The following is a 16,867-nucleotide window of genomic DNA, read 5'->3' as shown; positions in this document are numbered from 1 at the left end:
ATCAATGAGTTATGCTGATGCCGTTTAAAAATTTTGTCCACCTGCATGTTCATACCGAGTATTCCCTGCTGGACGGTGCCTGCCGTCTTGATTCGTTGGTGAAACGTGCCCGTGAGCTGCGCATGCCGGCTCTGGCCATGACAGATCACGGCGTTATGTATGGTGCCATTGAGTTTTATCATACCTGCCTCAAGCATGGTGTTAAACCCATCATCGGAATGGAAGCCTATATTGCCAGCGGTTCCAGGCTGGACAAAAAAAGCAATCATGGCATGAAAGACGCAGCCTACCATCTTACCTTGCTGGCAAAAAACTTTACCGGGTATCGAAATTTGGTGGCATTAACCAGTATTGGGTTTTTGCAGGGATTTTATTACCGGCCGCGGATTGACAAGGAAGTTTTGGCCAAGCATAGTGAGGGACTGATCGGTTTAAGTGCCTGCCTGCATGGTGAGATTCCAATGAGTCTTCAAAAAGGCGAGATGCCGTTGGCCCGGCAATTGGCGGAAGACTATCAGCAATTGTTTGGGAAGGGTAATTTTTATCTCGAAATCATGGATCAGAATCTTCCGGTGCAAGGGGCGGTGAATCGCGGTTTGATTGATCTTTCCCGCGAAGTGGGTATTCCTTTGGTGGCAACCAATGATGTTCACTATCTTCGGCGCGAGGATGCTCTGGCGCAGGAGGCATTGCTTTGTTTGCAGACCGGGACAAATTTGACGGATGAAAACCGGATGCGTATGTCCACTCAGGAATTTTATTTAAAATCCGGCGATGAGATGGAATCCTTGTTTCACGAGATACCTGAAGCGGCCCATCATACAACTGAAATTGCCAATCATTGCAATTTGGAAATGCCGACAGGCAGGATACAGCTTCCGAACTATCCTGTCCCGGCCGACGTTATTGCTCAACTCCCGCAGGAAACGGAGGAGGAGAAGACAGGAACGCTGGATGCTTATTTAGGGCATTTGTGTCAAGCAGGATTGCAGCGTTGTTTTGGGGACCCTGTACCGGCGGTTCATGAACGACTGGACTATGAGCTGGGGGTTATCCGGAAAATGGGATATGCCGCTTATTTCCTTATTGTCTGGGATTTTATCAGTTATGCACGTACGCAGGGGATTCCGGTAGGTCCCGGCAGGGGATCTGTAGCAGGCTCTTTGACAGCCTATCTTCTCGGCATCACTGATATTGATCCCATGAAATATGGGCTTATTTTCGAAAGGTTTTTAAATCCGGAGCGAATCTCCATGCCGGACATTGATGTTGATTTTTCCGATACCGGACGGGAAAACGTTATTCGATATGTTACTCAAAAATATGGCCAGGAAAACGTGGCTCAGATCATTACGTTTGGCACCATGGCTGCCCGGGCTGCGGTGCGGGATGTGGGACGTGTTTTGAACCTTCCCTATGACAAGGTTGACCGTATTGCCAAGTTGATTCCGCAAGTTCCGGATATAACCATTGATCGTGCCATGGAGCAGGTACCGGAGTTGCGTGAAAAATACCAAGGCGATGAACCTATCCGGAAATTACTGGATGTGGCACGTGCGTTGGAGGGACAGGTGCGGCATGCGTCCACCCACGCGGCCGGCGTTGTGATTTCGCGTGATCCGCTGATGGACTTGGTCCCGCTTTGCCGGACCAAAGCCGGCCGCGGCAGCATAAAAGACGGGACAACCGATGACGCGACCTTGACAACCCAGTATGCCATGGAATCATTGGAACGTCTGGGGTTGTTGAAAATGGATTTTTTAGGGTTGCGAACGCTTACAATTATTGAAGATACACTCGAAGAAGTGTATTGGCAGACAAATGAAAAATTAGACATAAAACAAATTCCTTTGGAAGATGAAAAAACTTTTGAGTTGCTCAGTGCCGGGCGGACTGCCGGTGTTTTCCAGCTTGAATCATCCGGGATGCGCGATCTTTTGAAACGATTAAAACCGCGTTCTTTAGAAGAAATTTGTGCGCTGATTGCCCTCTACCGGCCGGGTCCCATGGCGATTATTGATGAGTATATTATGCGCAAACAAGGCCGGGTGCCGATTCGGTATACCCATCCTCTATTGGAACCCATTCTCAAGGAAACATATGGAACCATTGTTTACCAGGAACAGGTGATGCAAATTGCGGTGGTAATCGGCGGTTTTACCTACGGACAATCCGATCTGCTCCGTCGCGCCATGGGGAAGAAAAATCCGGAAATCATTGAACAGCAGCGGGACCGGTTTGTAAGCGGCGCCCATGCAAAAAAAATCGCACCGGAGGTGGCGGAGGAAATTTTTGATTATATGGCGCGTTTTGGAGAATATGGTTTTAATAAATCACACAGTCTTGCCTATGCGCTTCTGGCATATCAGACCGCTTATTTAAAAGCAAATTTTCCTCTGGCCTATATGTCTGCGTTGCTTTCCAATGAAATGGGGAGCACGGATAAGGTTTCCCAATACTTGATGGAATGCCGCAGCATGGAGATTGCCATCCTGCCGCCGGATGTCAATGCAAGCCGGGACAGATTTGCCGTGGAAAAAGATGCCATTCGCTTCGGATTGGCTGCAATAAAAAATGTCGGGACCGGTGCGGCCCAGGTGGTCCACTTAGAGCAGGAAGCCAATGATTCTTTTACTTCTTTTGAGGATTTCTGTAACCGGGTGGATGTGAAGACAGTGAATGCACGGGCGATTGAAAGTCTTATCAAAGCCGGTGCTTTTGATTTTACACAACAGGCCCGTAACATACTTTTGCAGAACATGCCGCAGATGTTGTCTTCTGCGCAAAAGTGGCAGGTGGAAAAAGACCAGGGACAGGTTAATATGTTTGAGCATCTGGATGATACGATTTCCATGGAGATTAAAAATATTCCGGCTGAGACGGAAAAAGAACGGCTTGCCAATGAAAAAGAGGTTTTAGGATTTTATCTTTCCGGTCATCCGCTGGAGGAGTTTCAAAAACTGCTGGAGACATTTCGTACTACCACCACGTTGAAGGTTGACAGATTGAACGAGGGGCAGTCCCTGGTGGTGGGTGGTGTGGTGGTCGGGATTCGGCACAGCATGACCAAGCGCAAGGAGGCGATGCTCCGTTTTTCATTGGATGATGGTGAAGGGATGGTAGAGGTGATTGTCTGGCCGGATCTTTTGGGGAGGCATAAAACCTATTTAGTCAAGGATGCGATGCTGTTTGTGGTGGGCAAGCTTGATCGCAGCGGGGATGAAAGTAAGGTAGTGGCCACGGATATTGTGCCGTTGAGTCATGCGTATTCTCAGCTTACTAAAAAACTCCGTTTGCTCATTACCGTGACCACCGGGATCGACCAATTGGAGTCTTTGAAATCCATTTTATTGAAACATAGCGGGCCGGTGCCGGTGGTACTCCATTTGCAAACCACGCATCATGGTGAGGTTATCGAGTCTTTGCCGGAACGTTTTGGAGTGACCGTTACATTGTCGCTGCTGGAAGCCTTGACAGGATTGATCGATAGCAGCCGGATTAAAATTCAGGGAATTCATCGCGGGAAATAAAAAATAAAATCATCGTATCGTAAATTTTGTAGGGAACGGTTTCAAACCGTTCCCTGCGACGAACCCCTTATTATTTATTCATGATGACCCGGCCGGGCATGGTTTGAGGATCGGATTGATACCGCTCCAGCATTTGCTTGGCAGGGCTAAAAGAGGGTTTTAATACCAATGCCTGTTGCCAGTGTGCGATGGCTTCTTTTTCGCTGCCCATTCTTGCCAGGGTTACCCCCAGATTAAAGTGCGCCTCAACATAGTCCGGATTGATTTCCAGCGCTTTTCCATAATACGTTTTGCATCCTCCCAAATCATTTATGTTGTAGAGTTGGTTACCTGCAGAGAAAACCAGTTTGGAAGCTTCGACCGTATTAAAGACCGCCAGCTTATCAACAATTTTTACAAAGTCATCATAATTTCGCCGGCCAAAGTATGTCATCCCAAGGTTTTGATAAAACAGCACTGTGACCGGGGCGTAAACAATCGCCTCGTTTAAATATCGAATTGAGTTATCGGAATAAGTTTGATTCGTCGGTTCCACGTTGGAGGCAAAAGCATAAGCACGCCCCAGATTGCCTAAGTAGTAGGCATTGGTGGGGTTCATCTTTGCGCCCCGGTGATAGGCTTCCAGAGCCTTGAGAATGAGCGGGAGTTGCTGCCCGGGCGCAACATGTTTGGCTTTCTCTTCATAGGCCAGGCCTTGATAGACGGCATATTTGACTTCCGTGGGAGAAAGGGTATGTGCGCGGGTGAAGGCGACAATACAATGGTCCCACATACTGCGCAAGCGATAGATGGTCCCCAGATTGTAGGCATAGTCAGCCAATGCGGTTTTGAGAACTTGCCAGGAGCCGAAACCGGCCAGTCCCAGCATGGCCAGAATGACCACAACACGCAAGGGTGCCAAGCGCGAAAAAAAAGTGTTGGGATTTTCTTCCGGAATTTGAGAAGGTGCCAGTGCGGTCTGCTTTTTTGGTGACTCACCGAGCAGAATAATAACGGCAATCATCAGCCAATAGAGTGAATCAATGGCCACCACCCCGAAAGAGAAAAGATTTTGGATGGAATAGGCTGTCCAGCTTGCTGCCATGCCGACTAAAACAAGGCGGTCTTGCCAACGTTCCCGGCTTCGCTGATAGGCTTTCCACCAATTGATCAGGAGCATCACCGTTAGCCAGGTGACGATAAGCAATCCAACAAATCCCTGGGTTGCAAGTACTTGTAGAATTTCATTGTGAGCTGTACGGGAAGAAACATTGGCACCATCGATCGCAGCAAATTTAGGTGTGGCATAGCGTGGAAAGACGGTTTTGAAGGTATCCAGCCCGCTTCCCAAAATTGGATTTTCCTTAATCATACCCAGCGCCGGCCCCCAGATATGCAGCCGCGAGACGGTCACGGCATCTTTGATATGGATAACGGTATCGGCCATGCGCAGCATATGCGCCCGGCCAAAAGTGGCTGAAATACTTATCAGAAGGATGAGGGCGGCAGCCATTGTCATACTCAGCATTTTGTGCGCATCAATCCATTCTTTGATGAGCGTACCGATGTTGGCTTGCCGGTTGGCGGATTGCGTCTGGAGGGCACGGAACGCTCGTACCACGCCAAAAAGAATGATCACATCTAAAGCACCCAGCAGACCTAAAAAACCGCCGCGACTCCATGTCCCCATCAAGGCCGTGAACATAACAATGAAGCTTACAAACAGCAGGATTCGGCGAAAACGCGAAGTGCTTTCAATAAAGAAAATGACGATTAATGGCATGATCATGGCCAGGTAGGCTGCCAGAAAATTGGGGTTTCCCAGAGAGGCAAAGTAGCGGCCCGGCGCGACGGAAGTCGGATTCCAGGCAATAAAATCCATACCGAAAAATTGCGCAATTCCGTAAGCGGTCACCAATAGGCCGGTAAACAAAATGATGAAAAGCATGCGGTTGATTTGTTCGCGGGTCCGGATAAAATTGACAGCCACAAAGTATAAAACAGCATAATTGAGGACGGTGATTAAACCGCGGAAATTTTCGTACTCTCCGCGGTAAGATACATATCCGGAGACGGAAATAAAGGTGGTGACGATTTGCAGAGCAGCCCAGACCAGGATGGGAATATCGAGTGGTGTTTTGCGGAAATGGATCTTTCTGGCGGCCACGATCCGGACACCCCAGGTTCCCAGCATAAAGCAGGTTAGGATGCGGAAAATAGTCAGTTTAGGCAGTTCGAATTGGTCACGGGTTAAAATAATGAAAAAAGTTGGAATAAGCAGAATCACCAGAGCGATCAGGATTTCATTGAGGCGGTCACAGATTTTTATAATTTTGGTATCCGAAGATGTTTGGGCAGTCAAAGCATTCACGTAAAGCCTCCCGGCAAAGAACAAAGTCCTTTTAATATAGAGGAGTGTGCTGCGAGTGTCAATAAAATGCTTTTTTTAGCGCATTGCGGTATGCATCTGCCCCCAATAGCGTTTGTCCAATGTCCGGTACTGGATAGCCTCACCCACATACTCCGGCAAAATATCGGCGGACCCCTCCAGATCGGCAATGGTACGCGCCACCTTGATGACCCGGTGATAGGCACGGGCGGAGAGATTGAGGTGCTCAATGGCGTTTTTGAGCAGGGCATGGCTCTCGCTTCCCAGACGGCAATAGTGCCGCATCAGGCGGGGACTGAGTTGGGAATTCAAATAAAGTCCGGGCAGTTCCTGGAAACGTTGTTTCTGGTTTTTTCGTCCCTGTACAACCCGTTCGCGAATTATCTGAGAAGGTTCGGGATCCTGTGTACCGGCAAGCTCTTGGTATTTAACTGCCGGGACTTCAAGATGGATATCAAAACGGTCAAGCAGAGGTCCGGAAATTTTTCCGAGATAGCGCTGAATCTGTGTCGGTGTGCAAAGACACTCTTTGGCCGGGTCTGTGAAAAAACCGCAGGGACAGGGATTCATGGCCGCGATCAACATGAAGCGGGCAGGATAGGTAATTGCCGCCGCAGTACGGGAGATGGTGACTTCCTGGTTTTCCAGCGGCTGCCGGAGTACTTCCAGGGCATTTTTTGAGAACTCCGAGAGCTCATCTAAGAACAGAACACCATTGTGTGCCAATGAAACCTCGCCCGGTCGCGGGAAAGTGCCGCCGCCGATTAAGGCGACATCGCTGACAGTATGATGGGGGGAACGAAAGGGGCGTGAAGTCATCAGGGTATGCTCGTGAGAGAGCAGACCGCTAATACTATAAATGCGGGTGGTTTCCAGTGCCTCCGGAAGCGTCAGTTCCGGCAGGATGGTAGGCAGGCGCTGGGTGAGCATAGTCTTGCCGCTGCCAGGGGGACCGATCATCAGTACGTTGTGTCCCCCGCACGCTGCGACCTCCAAAGCGCGTTTGGCATGCGCCTGGCTGCGGACTTCTGAAAAATCCACGGTGTACTGATTGGCGTTCTGGAAAAGTTGCGCGGTATTGACCGTGAAGGGTGTAGGGGTGGTTCTTCCGGAAAGATAGTCAACCGCATCCAGCAGTGTATCCATGGGGAAAATAGTAAGATGTTCAAGGACACCGGCTTCCGGGGCATTGCCCCGGGGAAGCATGACCTTCGACAAGCGGGCTGACTGCGTTGCGGAAATAAGCGAGAGCGCACCGCGCACCGGACAGACCCGGCCGTCCAAGGAGAGTTCACCGAAGATGAGGTGTTCTTCCAGCGCCGGCAGCGGGATTTGTCCCAAGGCACCCAACAAGGCCAAAGCAATCGGGAGATCGTATGCCGGACCTTCTTTACGGAGATGCGCCGGGGCTAAGTTGACCGTGATACGGCGCGGCGGTAAATCAAGCTGCGAATTTTTCAAGGCGGCGACAACGCGGTCGCGGCTTTCCTTGACTGCGGTATCCGGGAGACCGACAATACAAAATCCCGGTAATCCGCGGCTGACATCGATTTCCACCCGGACGGGTTTGGCTGAGATGCCCCAGAGGGCGCTGCTATAGACCTGTGAATACATGGGAAGACTCCTTTGGCTTTTTTAGGGTTTGACTCATTTTTAAGTGAAATCATGCTAAAAAAATCATTATTTTTTGAAGTATTCCCGCACAACCCCCTGCCCGGAATGGGCAGGGGGTTGTGCGGGTCCGGTGATGAAGCTGCGATGTTATAGCCGGGGTGCTTTTATTAAAATTGCTGCTTGCGAAAATTCAAATTATGCTATACTTTACGTTTGCACGATAATTTCAGGAGTTCATGCACATGGCCGCTAAACGCATTCTCGTGGTTGAAGATGAAGAAGACATCAGTATGCTGATTCATCGCAGCCTGGATATGAAGACATTTGAAGTCACACCAGCGGGTTCGGGTTATCAGGCATTGGAAATTTTGGAAACATTCAGACCTGATCTTATTTTATTGGATGTGATGATGCCGGATCTGGATGGTTTTGAAGTCTGCCGCCGAATTAAACAAAACAAGGATTTAAAAGATATTCCGGTGGTTTTTCTCACCGTGCGCAACAATGACGATGATTTTGAACGGGGCAAGGAAGTCGGCGCGGCCGGTTATTTTACCAAGCCCTTTGATCCGTTTCAATTGGGCGAGGAAATAGCCAAACTGCTTTAAACTTTTACAGCCGGGGAATCCGGAAGGCTGATATTAAAAAAATTAGAACATTAGGATTGTAATGGGAAAAGTTATTGCGATTGTTAATCAAAAAGGCGGTGTGGGTAAAACCACAACCTCGATTAATTTATGTGCCGGGTTGGCAACCTTGGGAAAGAAAGTTTTGTTAATTGATATTGATCCCCAGGGAAATTCGACCGTTGGATTGGGATTTGACAAAGAAAAGCTGGAAAAAAGTATTTATGATGTTCTGATCGGAAACCAATCCATGGCTGATGTTATTATCAAGACCGAGACGGAGAATTTTTATTTGGCACCGGCCAATATTCAACTGTCCGGTGCTGAAATTGAGCTGGTCAATGTGATTGCCCGCGAAACCAAACTCCGCCAGGGGATTGCCCCGCTGCGTGATTCATTTGATTTTATTTTTATCGATTGCCCGCCTTCCCTGGGATTGCTGACATTAAATACACTCACTGCCGCCGAGACCGTTTTGATTCCCATTCAGGGGGAATTTTACGCGCTGGATGGTGTGGGGCAGTTGTTGCGTACCATCATTTTGGTGAAAAACGGGCTGAATCCGGATTTGCGGATCGAGGGTGTGGTCCTGACCATGTGTGACTTAAGGACTAATTTAACGGTCCAGGTTATGCAGGAGATTAAAAAGCGTTTTCAAAATAAAGTCTACGACACGATTATTCCGCGCAATGTTAAACTTTCCGAAGCACCCAGTTTTGGTAAACCGATCATGCAGTACGACAGCAAGTGTAGTGGATCGGTTGCCTATATCCAACTGGCGGAGGAGATCATCGCGCGCAATCAGCCGACGACGGAATCAGTCGCGGTCAGTGCCGACAATTCCAACACCACACAAACCAGTCTTCAGGGTTAAGGAGACAACCTCTTCTGGCGGGCAGGGCATGTGATTTTTCATGCGATATTTACTTGATGGATGACTGTTTTTCGGATATGATTTCGGGCTGCACTTTCACAGCAGGATCATCAAATTTAGCGTAAAGGGGCATTTCGCGATGAGTAGACAAGCACTCGGAAAAGGTTTGGAAGCACTGATTCCCATGCAAGGGAATATTGAAAACGCGCCTTCTACGTATGCCATGCCGGCTGAGATCACGATCGAGAATATTTTTCCCAATCCATTTCAACCCCGGCTGGAATTTGATCCCAAGGAACTCGATGAGTTGTCCGCTTCGATCAAGGAAAAGGGCATTGTTCAGCCTGTCATGGTTCGTCCCCGGCAGGATGGGAAGTTTGAGCTGGTGGCGGGAGAACGTCGCTTCCGCGCGGCCAAGCTGGCCGGGCTGTCGCAAATTCCGGTGATTGTCCGCGAGGTTGATGATACCGAATGCCTGGAAATTGCCCTGATAGAAAATATTCAGCGTTCGAATCTGAACGCCATTGAAGCGGCACTGGCTTATCATCAGTTGATGACAAAATTCAGTCTTACTCAGGAAGACATGGCCAAGCGGGTCGGTAAAGACCGGTCTTCAGTTGCCAACACCCTGCGCCTGCTCAAACTTCCCCAGTCTGTTCAGGAACTGGTTAAGAAAAGCCGCATCAGCGAAGGACATGCCCGCGCTTTATTGACAATAACTGACGAGAGTATGTTGGAACGGTTGGCTGAGAAAATTGTTCGGGATAGTCTCTCGGTTCGCGAGGCGGAGCGTCTTGCGCAGGGAATACGCCCTGAAAAGGCGGTGAAGCATAAACGGGTGGGACGTGGTGATGTCAAGGACCCGCATACGCGCCAGTTGGAAGAAGAATTAAGACGGAAATTAGGCACCCAAGTCAAGGTGATGCCGCGGAGTGGTCAAAAAGGCAAAATTGAGATTGAGTATTATTCGCTCGAAGATTTAGATAGAATTTTAGCTTTGCTGGGATGACCGTTTTTTCGTGTATTTTGTAAGAGACCTCAATCCTAACAAAATAATTGACAGCTTTTTTTAAAATTGGTATATTAAAGATTAGCGCTAACGACCGTTACTATAATAGGTGACTACTTATGGCAAAAAAGAAAAAAGACAACTTTGTAACACTGATGTTGATCCCCCATGATGAGCGGAAAATATTTTCGTTTAAAATATCAACGGCAATTCTCTTGCTGGTTGGGTTTTTGGGGCTGACCACGGTAGGCGTCTCTTCTTTCATCATGACCCGCCATGTGGGTTATGAATTGACACGCCGGGCCAATATCCAATTGGTTGAAAAAAATGCTTATTTTATACAGGAATTGGCCAGTACACATGAAGCTTTTCAGCGTGTGGTTAAAATCGAAGATGAATTACGCGCTATGTTAAAAATGAAGAATAAAAAAAATCTGCTTAAATATACCGGCGAGGGGGGGCCTTCACCGGTGGACCAGGTTAATCTTATGAAGGCCTTGAACAGCAAATCAACCCTGACGCCCAATGAATTTGCAAAATCCCTTACATTTCTTAAACAAAATGCGCGTGAAAGAATGCAAAGTTATCAGGAATTAAAAAAATATATAGCGACCCAGCGGTCCTTGCTGGCTTCAAAACCCACAGACTGGCCGATTCGGGGCTGGATCACCTCCCGTTTCGGAATGCGCAATTCACCGTTTTTTGAAGGTACGACCATGCACCACGGTCTGGATATTGCCAATGAGGCAGGAACCTCGATCAAAGCGCCGGCTGACGGTGTGGTAACGTATGTGGGATGGGAAGGCGGCTATGGTAAACTGATCGTGGTTGATCATGGATATGGTTTTTCCACCCGTTATGCGCATCTTCAGCGCCAATTGGTGAATATCGGGCAGCGTGTCCGGCGCGGCCAGGTGATTGGATTTGTCGGAAATACCGGCCGTTCTACGGCAGCTCATCTTCACTATGAAATTCGCGTCAATGGCATTCCGGTTGATCCCCTAAAATATATAAAACAATAATACCTATCGGAGATAAACGACATGGCAGAAGAAAAAAGCAGAGGCGTTGATACTATTTTGGGCGCCGGTTCAGAGTTTAAAGGGCAGATTAATGCCAAAGGTACAGTTCGCATTGACGGCAAGGTTGAGGGAAATGTCAGCAGCGAAGAGGGCGTCATTGTGGGCGAGAAAGGTTTGATCAAGGGAAATATTACCGCCAAGACGGTTTTACTTTCCGGAAAAATAACCGGCAATGTTTCGGCTGCCAAGCGCTTGGAAATCATGCCGGCCGGTCAGCTCCAGGGTGATATTCATACTCCCCGTCTGGCCATTGCCGAGGGCGTTATTTTTAAGGGCAATTGTGATATGGGATTTGAAAAATTTGAGCCGGAGACCAAGTACGACCCTGCCAAGAAGCGTTGACATAGATTTTTTTGTATGGCAACGGATATTATTCAAAAGTGACATTGAAAACCCGAGAAAGGGTGAAACTGGAAACCTTTTTTCGGGTTTTGTTATTATAAAACGTACGCAGAGCAATAGAAAGTTGAGAATAGACCACATTTGAGTGTGTTGAACTGTTTTCTGTTTTCTTCTCTCAAATGCTCTGCATTTTTGTTGCACAAAAATGCCTGGAGGTACTATGTCTGGAACCATTCGCGTCCGCTTTGCACCCTCGCCGACCGGTCATCTGCATATTGGCGGCGCACGCACCGCACTCTTTAATTATCTCTATGCACGCCGTCAGGGGGGGACCTTTGTGCTTCGCCTGGAAGATACCGATGTTGAGCGCAGCACCGAGGAATCTGTGCAGATGATCCTTGAAGATATGAAATGGCTCGGCCTCAATTGGGATGAAGGGCCGGGTGTGGGCGGTGATTTTGGACCCTACCGTCAGACAGAGCGGTTGGATATCTATCGGGAGAAAGTGAATCAGCTGCTTGACTCGGGAGATGCCTATTATTGTTTTTGTTCAGCAGAAAGCCTGGACAGTATGCGCAAGCAAGCATTGGAAAAAAATGAAGATCCCAAATACAACGGAGCTTGTCGTCACATCCCGTCAACAGAGGCCAAAGCCCGTGTTGCTGCCGGAGAACCGCATACCATTCGCATGAAAATGCCGACCGAGGGCGAGACGATTATCGGGGATGCTGTTCGGGAAAAAGTTGTTTTTGAAAATAAAGTACTGGATGATTTTGTCCTGTTTAGGACCAATGGTCTGCCGACCTATAATTTTGCTGTTGTAGTGGATGATGTGACCATGAAAATTACGCATGTGATCCGCGGTGACGATCATCTTTCCAATACACCCCGTCAGATTGCGGTGTACAAGGCGCTCAATGAACCGCTTCCGAAATTTGCGCATGTTCCCATGATTCTGGGTCCGGATAAGACGCGGTTGTCCAAACGGCACGGCGCCACTTCAATTGGTGCGTATGCCAAAGAGGGTTACCTGCCGGAAACCATGATTAATTATTTAGCGCTCTTGGGCTGGGCATTTGATGACAAAACCACACTATTTTCCAAACAAGCACTGGAAGAAAAATTTTCTTTGAAAAAAGTCAGTAAAAATCCTGCGGTCTTTGATCCGGATAAATTGACCTGGATGAACGGGCAGTATATGCGCAGTATTGATGAAGCTGTTTACATTAAACGTGCGCTGAGTGTTTTACGAAATACCGGGGTTTTATCTGATAAAGACGATACAACCTATGCCACAGCCTGCGTCAAATTGGTGCGGGAAAAATTTAAACTGCTTACGGAGCTGCCCGGTCAGGTGGATTATTTTTTTCAGGAGCCGGATTTGGAAAAAATAGATGAAAAAGCGCGGGAAAAATTAGCGAGTATGAAGGAAAATCAGGTTTTATTTAAGGCTTTACACGAAAAATTGAAAATGGTAGAATCCTTTTCCGTTTCAGGATTGGAAGAATCCCTCAAGGGTTTTATTGAAGAAAAGCAGGTGAAATTCGGGATTTTAGCGCATCCTTTGCGGGTTAGCCTGACGGGACGTATGCAATCACCCGGTATTTTTGAAGTGATGGAAATTTTGGGTAAGGAAAAAACGATCAGCCGTTTGGAAATAGGTTTGAAAACGGCGGGGATCGATATTTAAATTTTTTTATTGCAGAGAACGCAGAGAGATTTGAAGTCGTTTAGATTTATTTTTGGTTTACTCTGTGTGCTCAGCGTCTCCGCGGTGAAGAATTGTTGCCGATTAGCTCAATTGGTAGAGCACCTGCCTCTGGAGCAGGGGGTCCCTGGTTCGAGCCCAGGATCGGCAGCCACTCTTTCGTAGTGAGAAAGAGTGGCAGAGCAGCAGAACATCAGAACAGCAGAGCATCAGAACAGCGGAACAGCAGAACAGCAGAACAGCAGAACAGCAGAACAGCAGAACAGCAGAACAGCAGAGCTGTCTTGCTGCGCAAGACGACGGATGATTCTCAGTCATCAAGCCGGGGTTCGCAATTTCGAAAAAGCGAAATTGCAGAGCAGGTGAGCATCAGAGCAGCAGAACAGCAGGAAAAAGCGAACCAGCGGTCTGCTATCGGCTGGTCCGCTGATCATATTTTTAAGTTGTTGGAATTGGCTTGTACATATTTATTGAAATCAGAGCAGCAGAACAGCAGAGCTATTCGCTTCGCTCATGGCGCTATCGTCTAGCGGCTAGGACGGATGATTCTCAGTCATCAAGCCGGGGTTCGCAATTTCGAAAAAGCGAAATTGCAGAGCAGGTGAGCATCAGAGCAGCAGAACAGCAGGAAAAAGCGAACCAGCGGTCTGCTATCGGCTGGTCCGCTGATCATATTTTTAAGTTGTTGGAATTGGCTTGTACATATTTATTGAAATCAGAGCAGCAGAACAGCAGAGCTATTCGCTTCGCTCATGGCGCTATCGTCTAGCGGCTAGGACGGATGATTCTCAGTCATCAAGCCGGGGTTCGATTCCCCGTAGCGCTACCAGAAATAGAAAATCCTGCACCAATAAGGTGCAGGGTTTTCTATTTCTGGTGGAGTCCTGAATCACATGTGATTCAGGGCGGTCTGCTGCTCAGCTGATCTGCTGTTCACAATTTTTTTTGTATTTTTTTCATTTTCCCAGCATGAAATCTTCCTATTTTCAGTCTAATACCATAAAGGACCCAAATAGGAGGTTTGAACTATGTCTTTCATGTTTGAGAAATTGGAAGTTTACCAAAAAGCGGTCGATGTTGCAGAAAAGACATCTAAACTTACCGACACATTTCCGAAAGGCAACTATTACCTTATTGATCAGCTCAATCGGGCAGCGCTATCCATATCGGCTAATTTGGCAGAAGGAAACGGTAGATGGCATCCAAAAGAACGCAAACAGTTCTTTTGGATTGCTAGAGGATCTGCTCAGGAATGTATACCGATTATTGAAGTATGTAAACGCAAACAATTAATAAATTCAGATAACTGTCTAGACTTGAACGAAAATCTTAATGAAATTTGCAAAATGATCAACGGACTGGTGAGGGGTTTGGATAAAAAGGAAGCAGGAAAATAGAGTTTTTTGGGATGAAAAACGAGATGTCTTTGGCTAGCTGTCGAGGCGGGGTTACGCAGGGAGCAACATGATGTTGCGACCGTAGTAACCGATTCCCGAGTAGTGAAGATTGGTTTTTTCTGTTTTTCTTAGATACCAAACGGGGAATCTCATGCGAAGAGAACTCTGTGAGCACAGCAGCCAATTTCCCTTATCTCATTTCAGCCATCTTATCCAAAAACCATGATATTCCTTGTAGGAGTCCTTAATACAACCTCAATATCAATCCGTAAAAAGAATAAAAAAAATAGTAATAAATGCATGAAACTCTCGAAAAAATTGTCTAACGAATAAAGGGTACGCAAGATACTTATTCGAGGGAAACGTTTTATGGAAGCGTTGACAAATATAACCAAAAGAGATAATATTCCAATATGGAATAATTATACCAATACCTACGGATTGAGCCGATGATGGAACCATGGCATCTCCAACCGACGCAATCCTTCGAGAGGGACCACAAGCACTATCAAAAAAAGCACAAAGATGAATTAAAGTGCGTTTTGAACAACCTGGACACGTATTTTAGGACTTTGTGTGAGTGTGGGTCGCCTTCGTTGGTCCAGGTGGGGTTTGTCTATCCGGAACCCATGGGCATCAAAGCGATTGACCAAAGATGTGGAGGAATAAGAAAGAAGCTCCAGGAAACACGGCTTTATATCTATTCCGACGTAAAGGAAAAGAGGGTTGTGCTTTTAGGAATAGGGGATAAGAGGTCCCAGAGTAGGGATATTGAGGAATACAAGAAAAAGGTAAAGGGTATGAAACAGGGGGGACAATAATGGCGAAAAAATATGAAAATGTTATGAAAATGATGGAAGGGCTTTCAACGGATGAGGAATTCAAGAAAAGCGTAGCGTATGAAATCGAAAACCGGATGATTTCCAAATTCCTGCTCATGTTGCGTTGCAAACACCAACTCACGCAGACCAAACTGGCGAAAAAAGTTGGTTGTTCCCAGGGGAAAATATCCAAAATCGAATCCTCTTATGACAAAGATATCGCTGTTGGTGATCTATTGAATTATGCAAGCGTCCTTGGGCTTCACTTGGAAATTGGTTTTCGCCAGCCTTCGGTAAAAATTGTTGATTTGATTAAATATCATGCATTTAAAGTAAAAATGTATCTTGATCAATTGATACACATGGCTGGTAAAGATGTGGATATTAAAAACGGAGTGGCTCGCTTTCATGTGGAAGCTAAAGAGAATATTGATAGATTTATATCTGAAAACCTCTCGAAATTAAACCAGGGAGGCCAGAAGCGTAAAAAAGAAAAATCACGAATACATATTTCAGCCCCGATGGAGGGAAAAAAGGCGGAGCTATTAGCAATGCAGAGTAAATAGAACAAATATAAAAATATTTTTTTGATAATCCTCACATCATCAAATCAATGAGCGTTATCATTTGGTTTAGATGCTTAAGTCTATCCCGTCGTTTGATTTTTTTCATGTCCTTATTATTTTTCAGTAAATCTTTATAATAATGACAGGCCAAATGTAAATAATTGATGTCATCCGGTGAAAATTCAATGACATAAGGAATTGTAGATTTTAAGATTTGCATATTTAACCTCCAAAAGTTTCTTATAAGAAACTACTATAAACCTAAAATATTGTAAAATCAACTCCATTATGAGCCAATTAACCGAAAAACTGGGCATGAGGATACATAAGCTAAGGAAGGAGAAGGGGATTACCCTGGAACACCTAGCTTATGAAAACGGCATGTCCAAAGGCAACCTAAGTAAGATCGAAAAAGGTCTTGTGGACCCGCAATTCACCACTCTAGCTAAGATAGCTCATGGGCTGGGGATTAAATTAAAGGACCTAATGAATCTTTAAGAGCCTCCCGAAAGGGAGGCTCTTTTTTGTTTATAAAGAATTAATTAGAAGAAAGGGACAAAGCGGAAATCCCTGCGGTGCCAAGTGTGGAGTCAGTCACTGGAATGTTGTTATCAAGGAACAGTTTGAGACTGGCAGTATCAGCCAGGAAAAGGTTGCAGGCGCCATGATCAAACAAGCGGCACGGGGTGATATAAAGGTCTTCCAAATCATAACTGAACGTATGGATCGAGAAGTAGTAAAAGAAAACCAAGATAAAAGCAGCGGTAGACTTGATTTTATCCAATACGATCCAGAGATAATGCAAGAAATCAGTGATTTGGTAGTAAAAGCCATAAAGAAACAGTCATGTATAAAATAACGGTGCTATTTACGGTGTAATATATTTTGAATTGCTATTCCGCTAAAAGTTGACGATAATGCCCTATATTT

At 46.5% G+C, this 16,867-nt stretch carries 14 protein-coding genes and 2 tRNA genes; 14 read left to right on the top strand and 2 right to left on the bottom strand.

What is annotated here, in order from left to right:
• Positions 1-17: 17 nt before the first annotated feature.
• Positions 18-3,530, top strand: a complete 3,513-nt coding sequence (locus K8S19_08205) for a DNA polymerase III subunit alpha (protein MCD4813657.1) — start codon at positions 18-20, stop codon at positions 3,528-3,530.
• A 70-nt stretch (positions 3,531-3,600) separates the two neighbouring features.
• Here the strand turns inward: K8S19_08205 and K8S19_08200 are convergent, their stop codons facing one another.
• Entirely contained in the window at positions 3,601-5,880 is a 2,280-nt protein-coding gene (locus K8S19_08200) for an O-antigen ligase family protein (GenBank protein MCD4813656.1), read from the bottom strand.
• 75 nt (positions 5,881-5,955) lie between these two features.
• Entirely contained in the window at positions 5,956-7,512 is a 1,557-nt protein-coding gene (locus tag K8S19_08195) for a YifB family Mg chelatase-like AAA ATPase (protein ID MCD4813655.1), read from the bottom strand.
• A gap of 242 nt (positions 7,513-7,754) precedes the next feature.
• On the opposite strand from K8S19_08195, the gene K8S19_08190 reads away from it, so the two are divergent.
• From K8S19_08190 to K8S19_08130, 13 genes are all read left to right on the top strand, one after another.
• Positions 7,755-8,120 carry a response regulator gene (locus K8S19_08190; protein ID MCD4813654.1) on the top strand — a complete coding sequence of 122 codons (366 nt, stop codon included), beginning with the start codon at positions 7,755-7,757 and terminating at the stop codon, positions 8,118-8,120.
• A 61-nt stretch (positions 8,121-8,181) separates the two neighbouring features.
• Complete coding sequence (locus tag K8S19_08185) at positions 8,182-9,012, top strand: AAA family ATPase (protein MCD4813653.1); 831 nt, start codon at positions 8,182-8,184, stop codon at positions 9,010-9,012.
• Positions 9,013-9,151: 139 nt separating this feature from the next.
• Entirely contained in the window at positions 9,152-10,021 is an 870-nt protein-coding gene (locus K8S19_08180) for a ParB/RepB/Spo0J family partition protein (GenBank protein MCD4813652.1), read from the top strand.
• A 119-nt stretch (positions 10,022-10,140) separates the two neighbouring features.
• Entirely contained in the window at positions 10,141-11,043 is a 903-nt protein-coding gene (locus K8S19_08175; GenBank protein MCD4813651.1) for a M23 family metallopeptidase, read from the top strand.
• A 21-nt stretch (positions 11,044-11,064) separates the two neighbouring features.
• Entirely contained in the window at positions 11,065-11,445 is a 381-nt protein-coding gene (locus K8S19_08170; protein ID MCD4813650.1) for a polymer-forming cytoskeletal protein, read from the top strand.
• Between the two features lie 220 nt (positions 11,446-11,665).
• Complete coding sequence (gene gltX, locus K8S19_08165) at positions 11,666-13,135, top strand: glutamate--tRNA ligase (protein ID MCD4813649.1); 1,470 nt, start codon at positions 11,666-11,668, stop codon at positions 13,133-13,135.
• A 96-nt stretch (positions 13,136-13,231) separates the two neighbouring features.
• Positions 13,232-13,307 (top strand) — tRNA-Gln (locus K8S19_08160).
• 10 nt (positions 13,308-13,317) lie between these two features.
• A complete protein-coding gene (locus K8S19_08155; GenBank protein ID MCD4813648.1) occupies positions 13,318-13,683 on the top strand; it encodes a hypothetical protein in 366 nt (121 codons plus the stop codon).
• A gap of 224 nt (positions 13,684-13,907) precedes the next feature.
• Positions 13,908-13,982, top strand: a tRNA-Glu gene (locus K8S19_08150).
• A 199-nt stretch (positions 13,983-14,181) separates the two neighbouring features.
• On the top strand, positions 14,182-14,550 hold the full coding sequence (locus tag K8S19_08145) for a four helix bundle protein (GenBank protein ID MCD4813647.1): 369 nt from the start codon (positions 14,182-14,184) through the stop codon (positions 14,548-14,550).
• Positions 14,551-15,394: 844 nt separating this feature from the next.
• Positions 15,395-15,937, top strand: coding sequence for a helix-turn-helix domain-containing protein (locus K8S19_08140; GenBank protein ID MCD4813646.1), 543 nt, complete (start codon positions 15,395-15,397; stop codon positions 15,935-15,937).
• A 315-nt stretch (positions 15,938-16,252) separates the two neighbouring features.
• The gene (locus K8S19_08135) at positions 16,253-16,435 is read left to right on the top strand and encodes a helix-turn-helix transcriptional regulator (GenBank protein ID MCD4813645.1); all 183 of its coding nucleotides are present in this window, start codon (positions 16,253-16,255) and stop codon (positions 16,433-16,435) included.
• A 166-nt stretch (positions 16,436-16,601) separates the two neighbouring features.
• The gene (locus tag K8S19_08130) at positions 16,602-16,796 is read left to right on the top strand and encodes a hypothetical protein (GenBank protein MCD4813644.1); all 195 of its coding nucleotides are present in this window, start codon (positions 16,602-16,604) and stop codon (positions 16,794-16,796) included.
• Positions 16,797-16,867 lie beyond the last annotated feature (71 nt).

The sequence above is a fragment of the bacterium genome (assembly GCA_021108215.1).
Taxonomy (GTDB): Bacteria; Oederibacteriota; JAAXVQ01; order JAAXVQ01; family JAUVAV01; genus JAIORK01.
The sequence above is the reverse complement of the archived record's forward strand: the minus strand, read 5'-3'. Positions and strand labels throughout refer to the sequence as shown.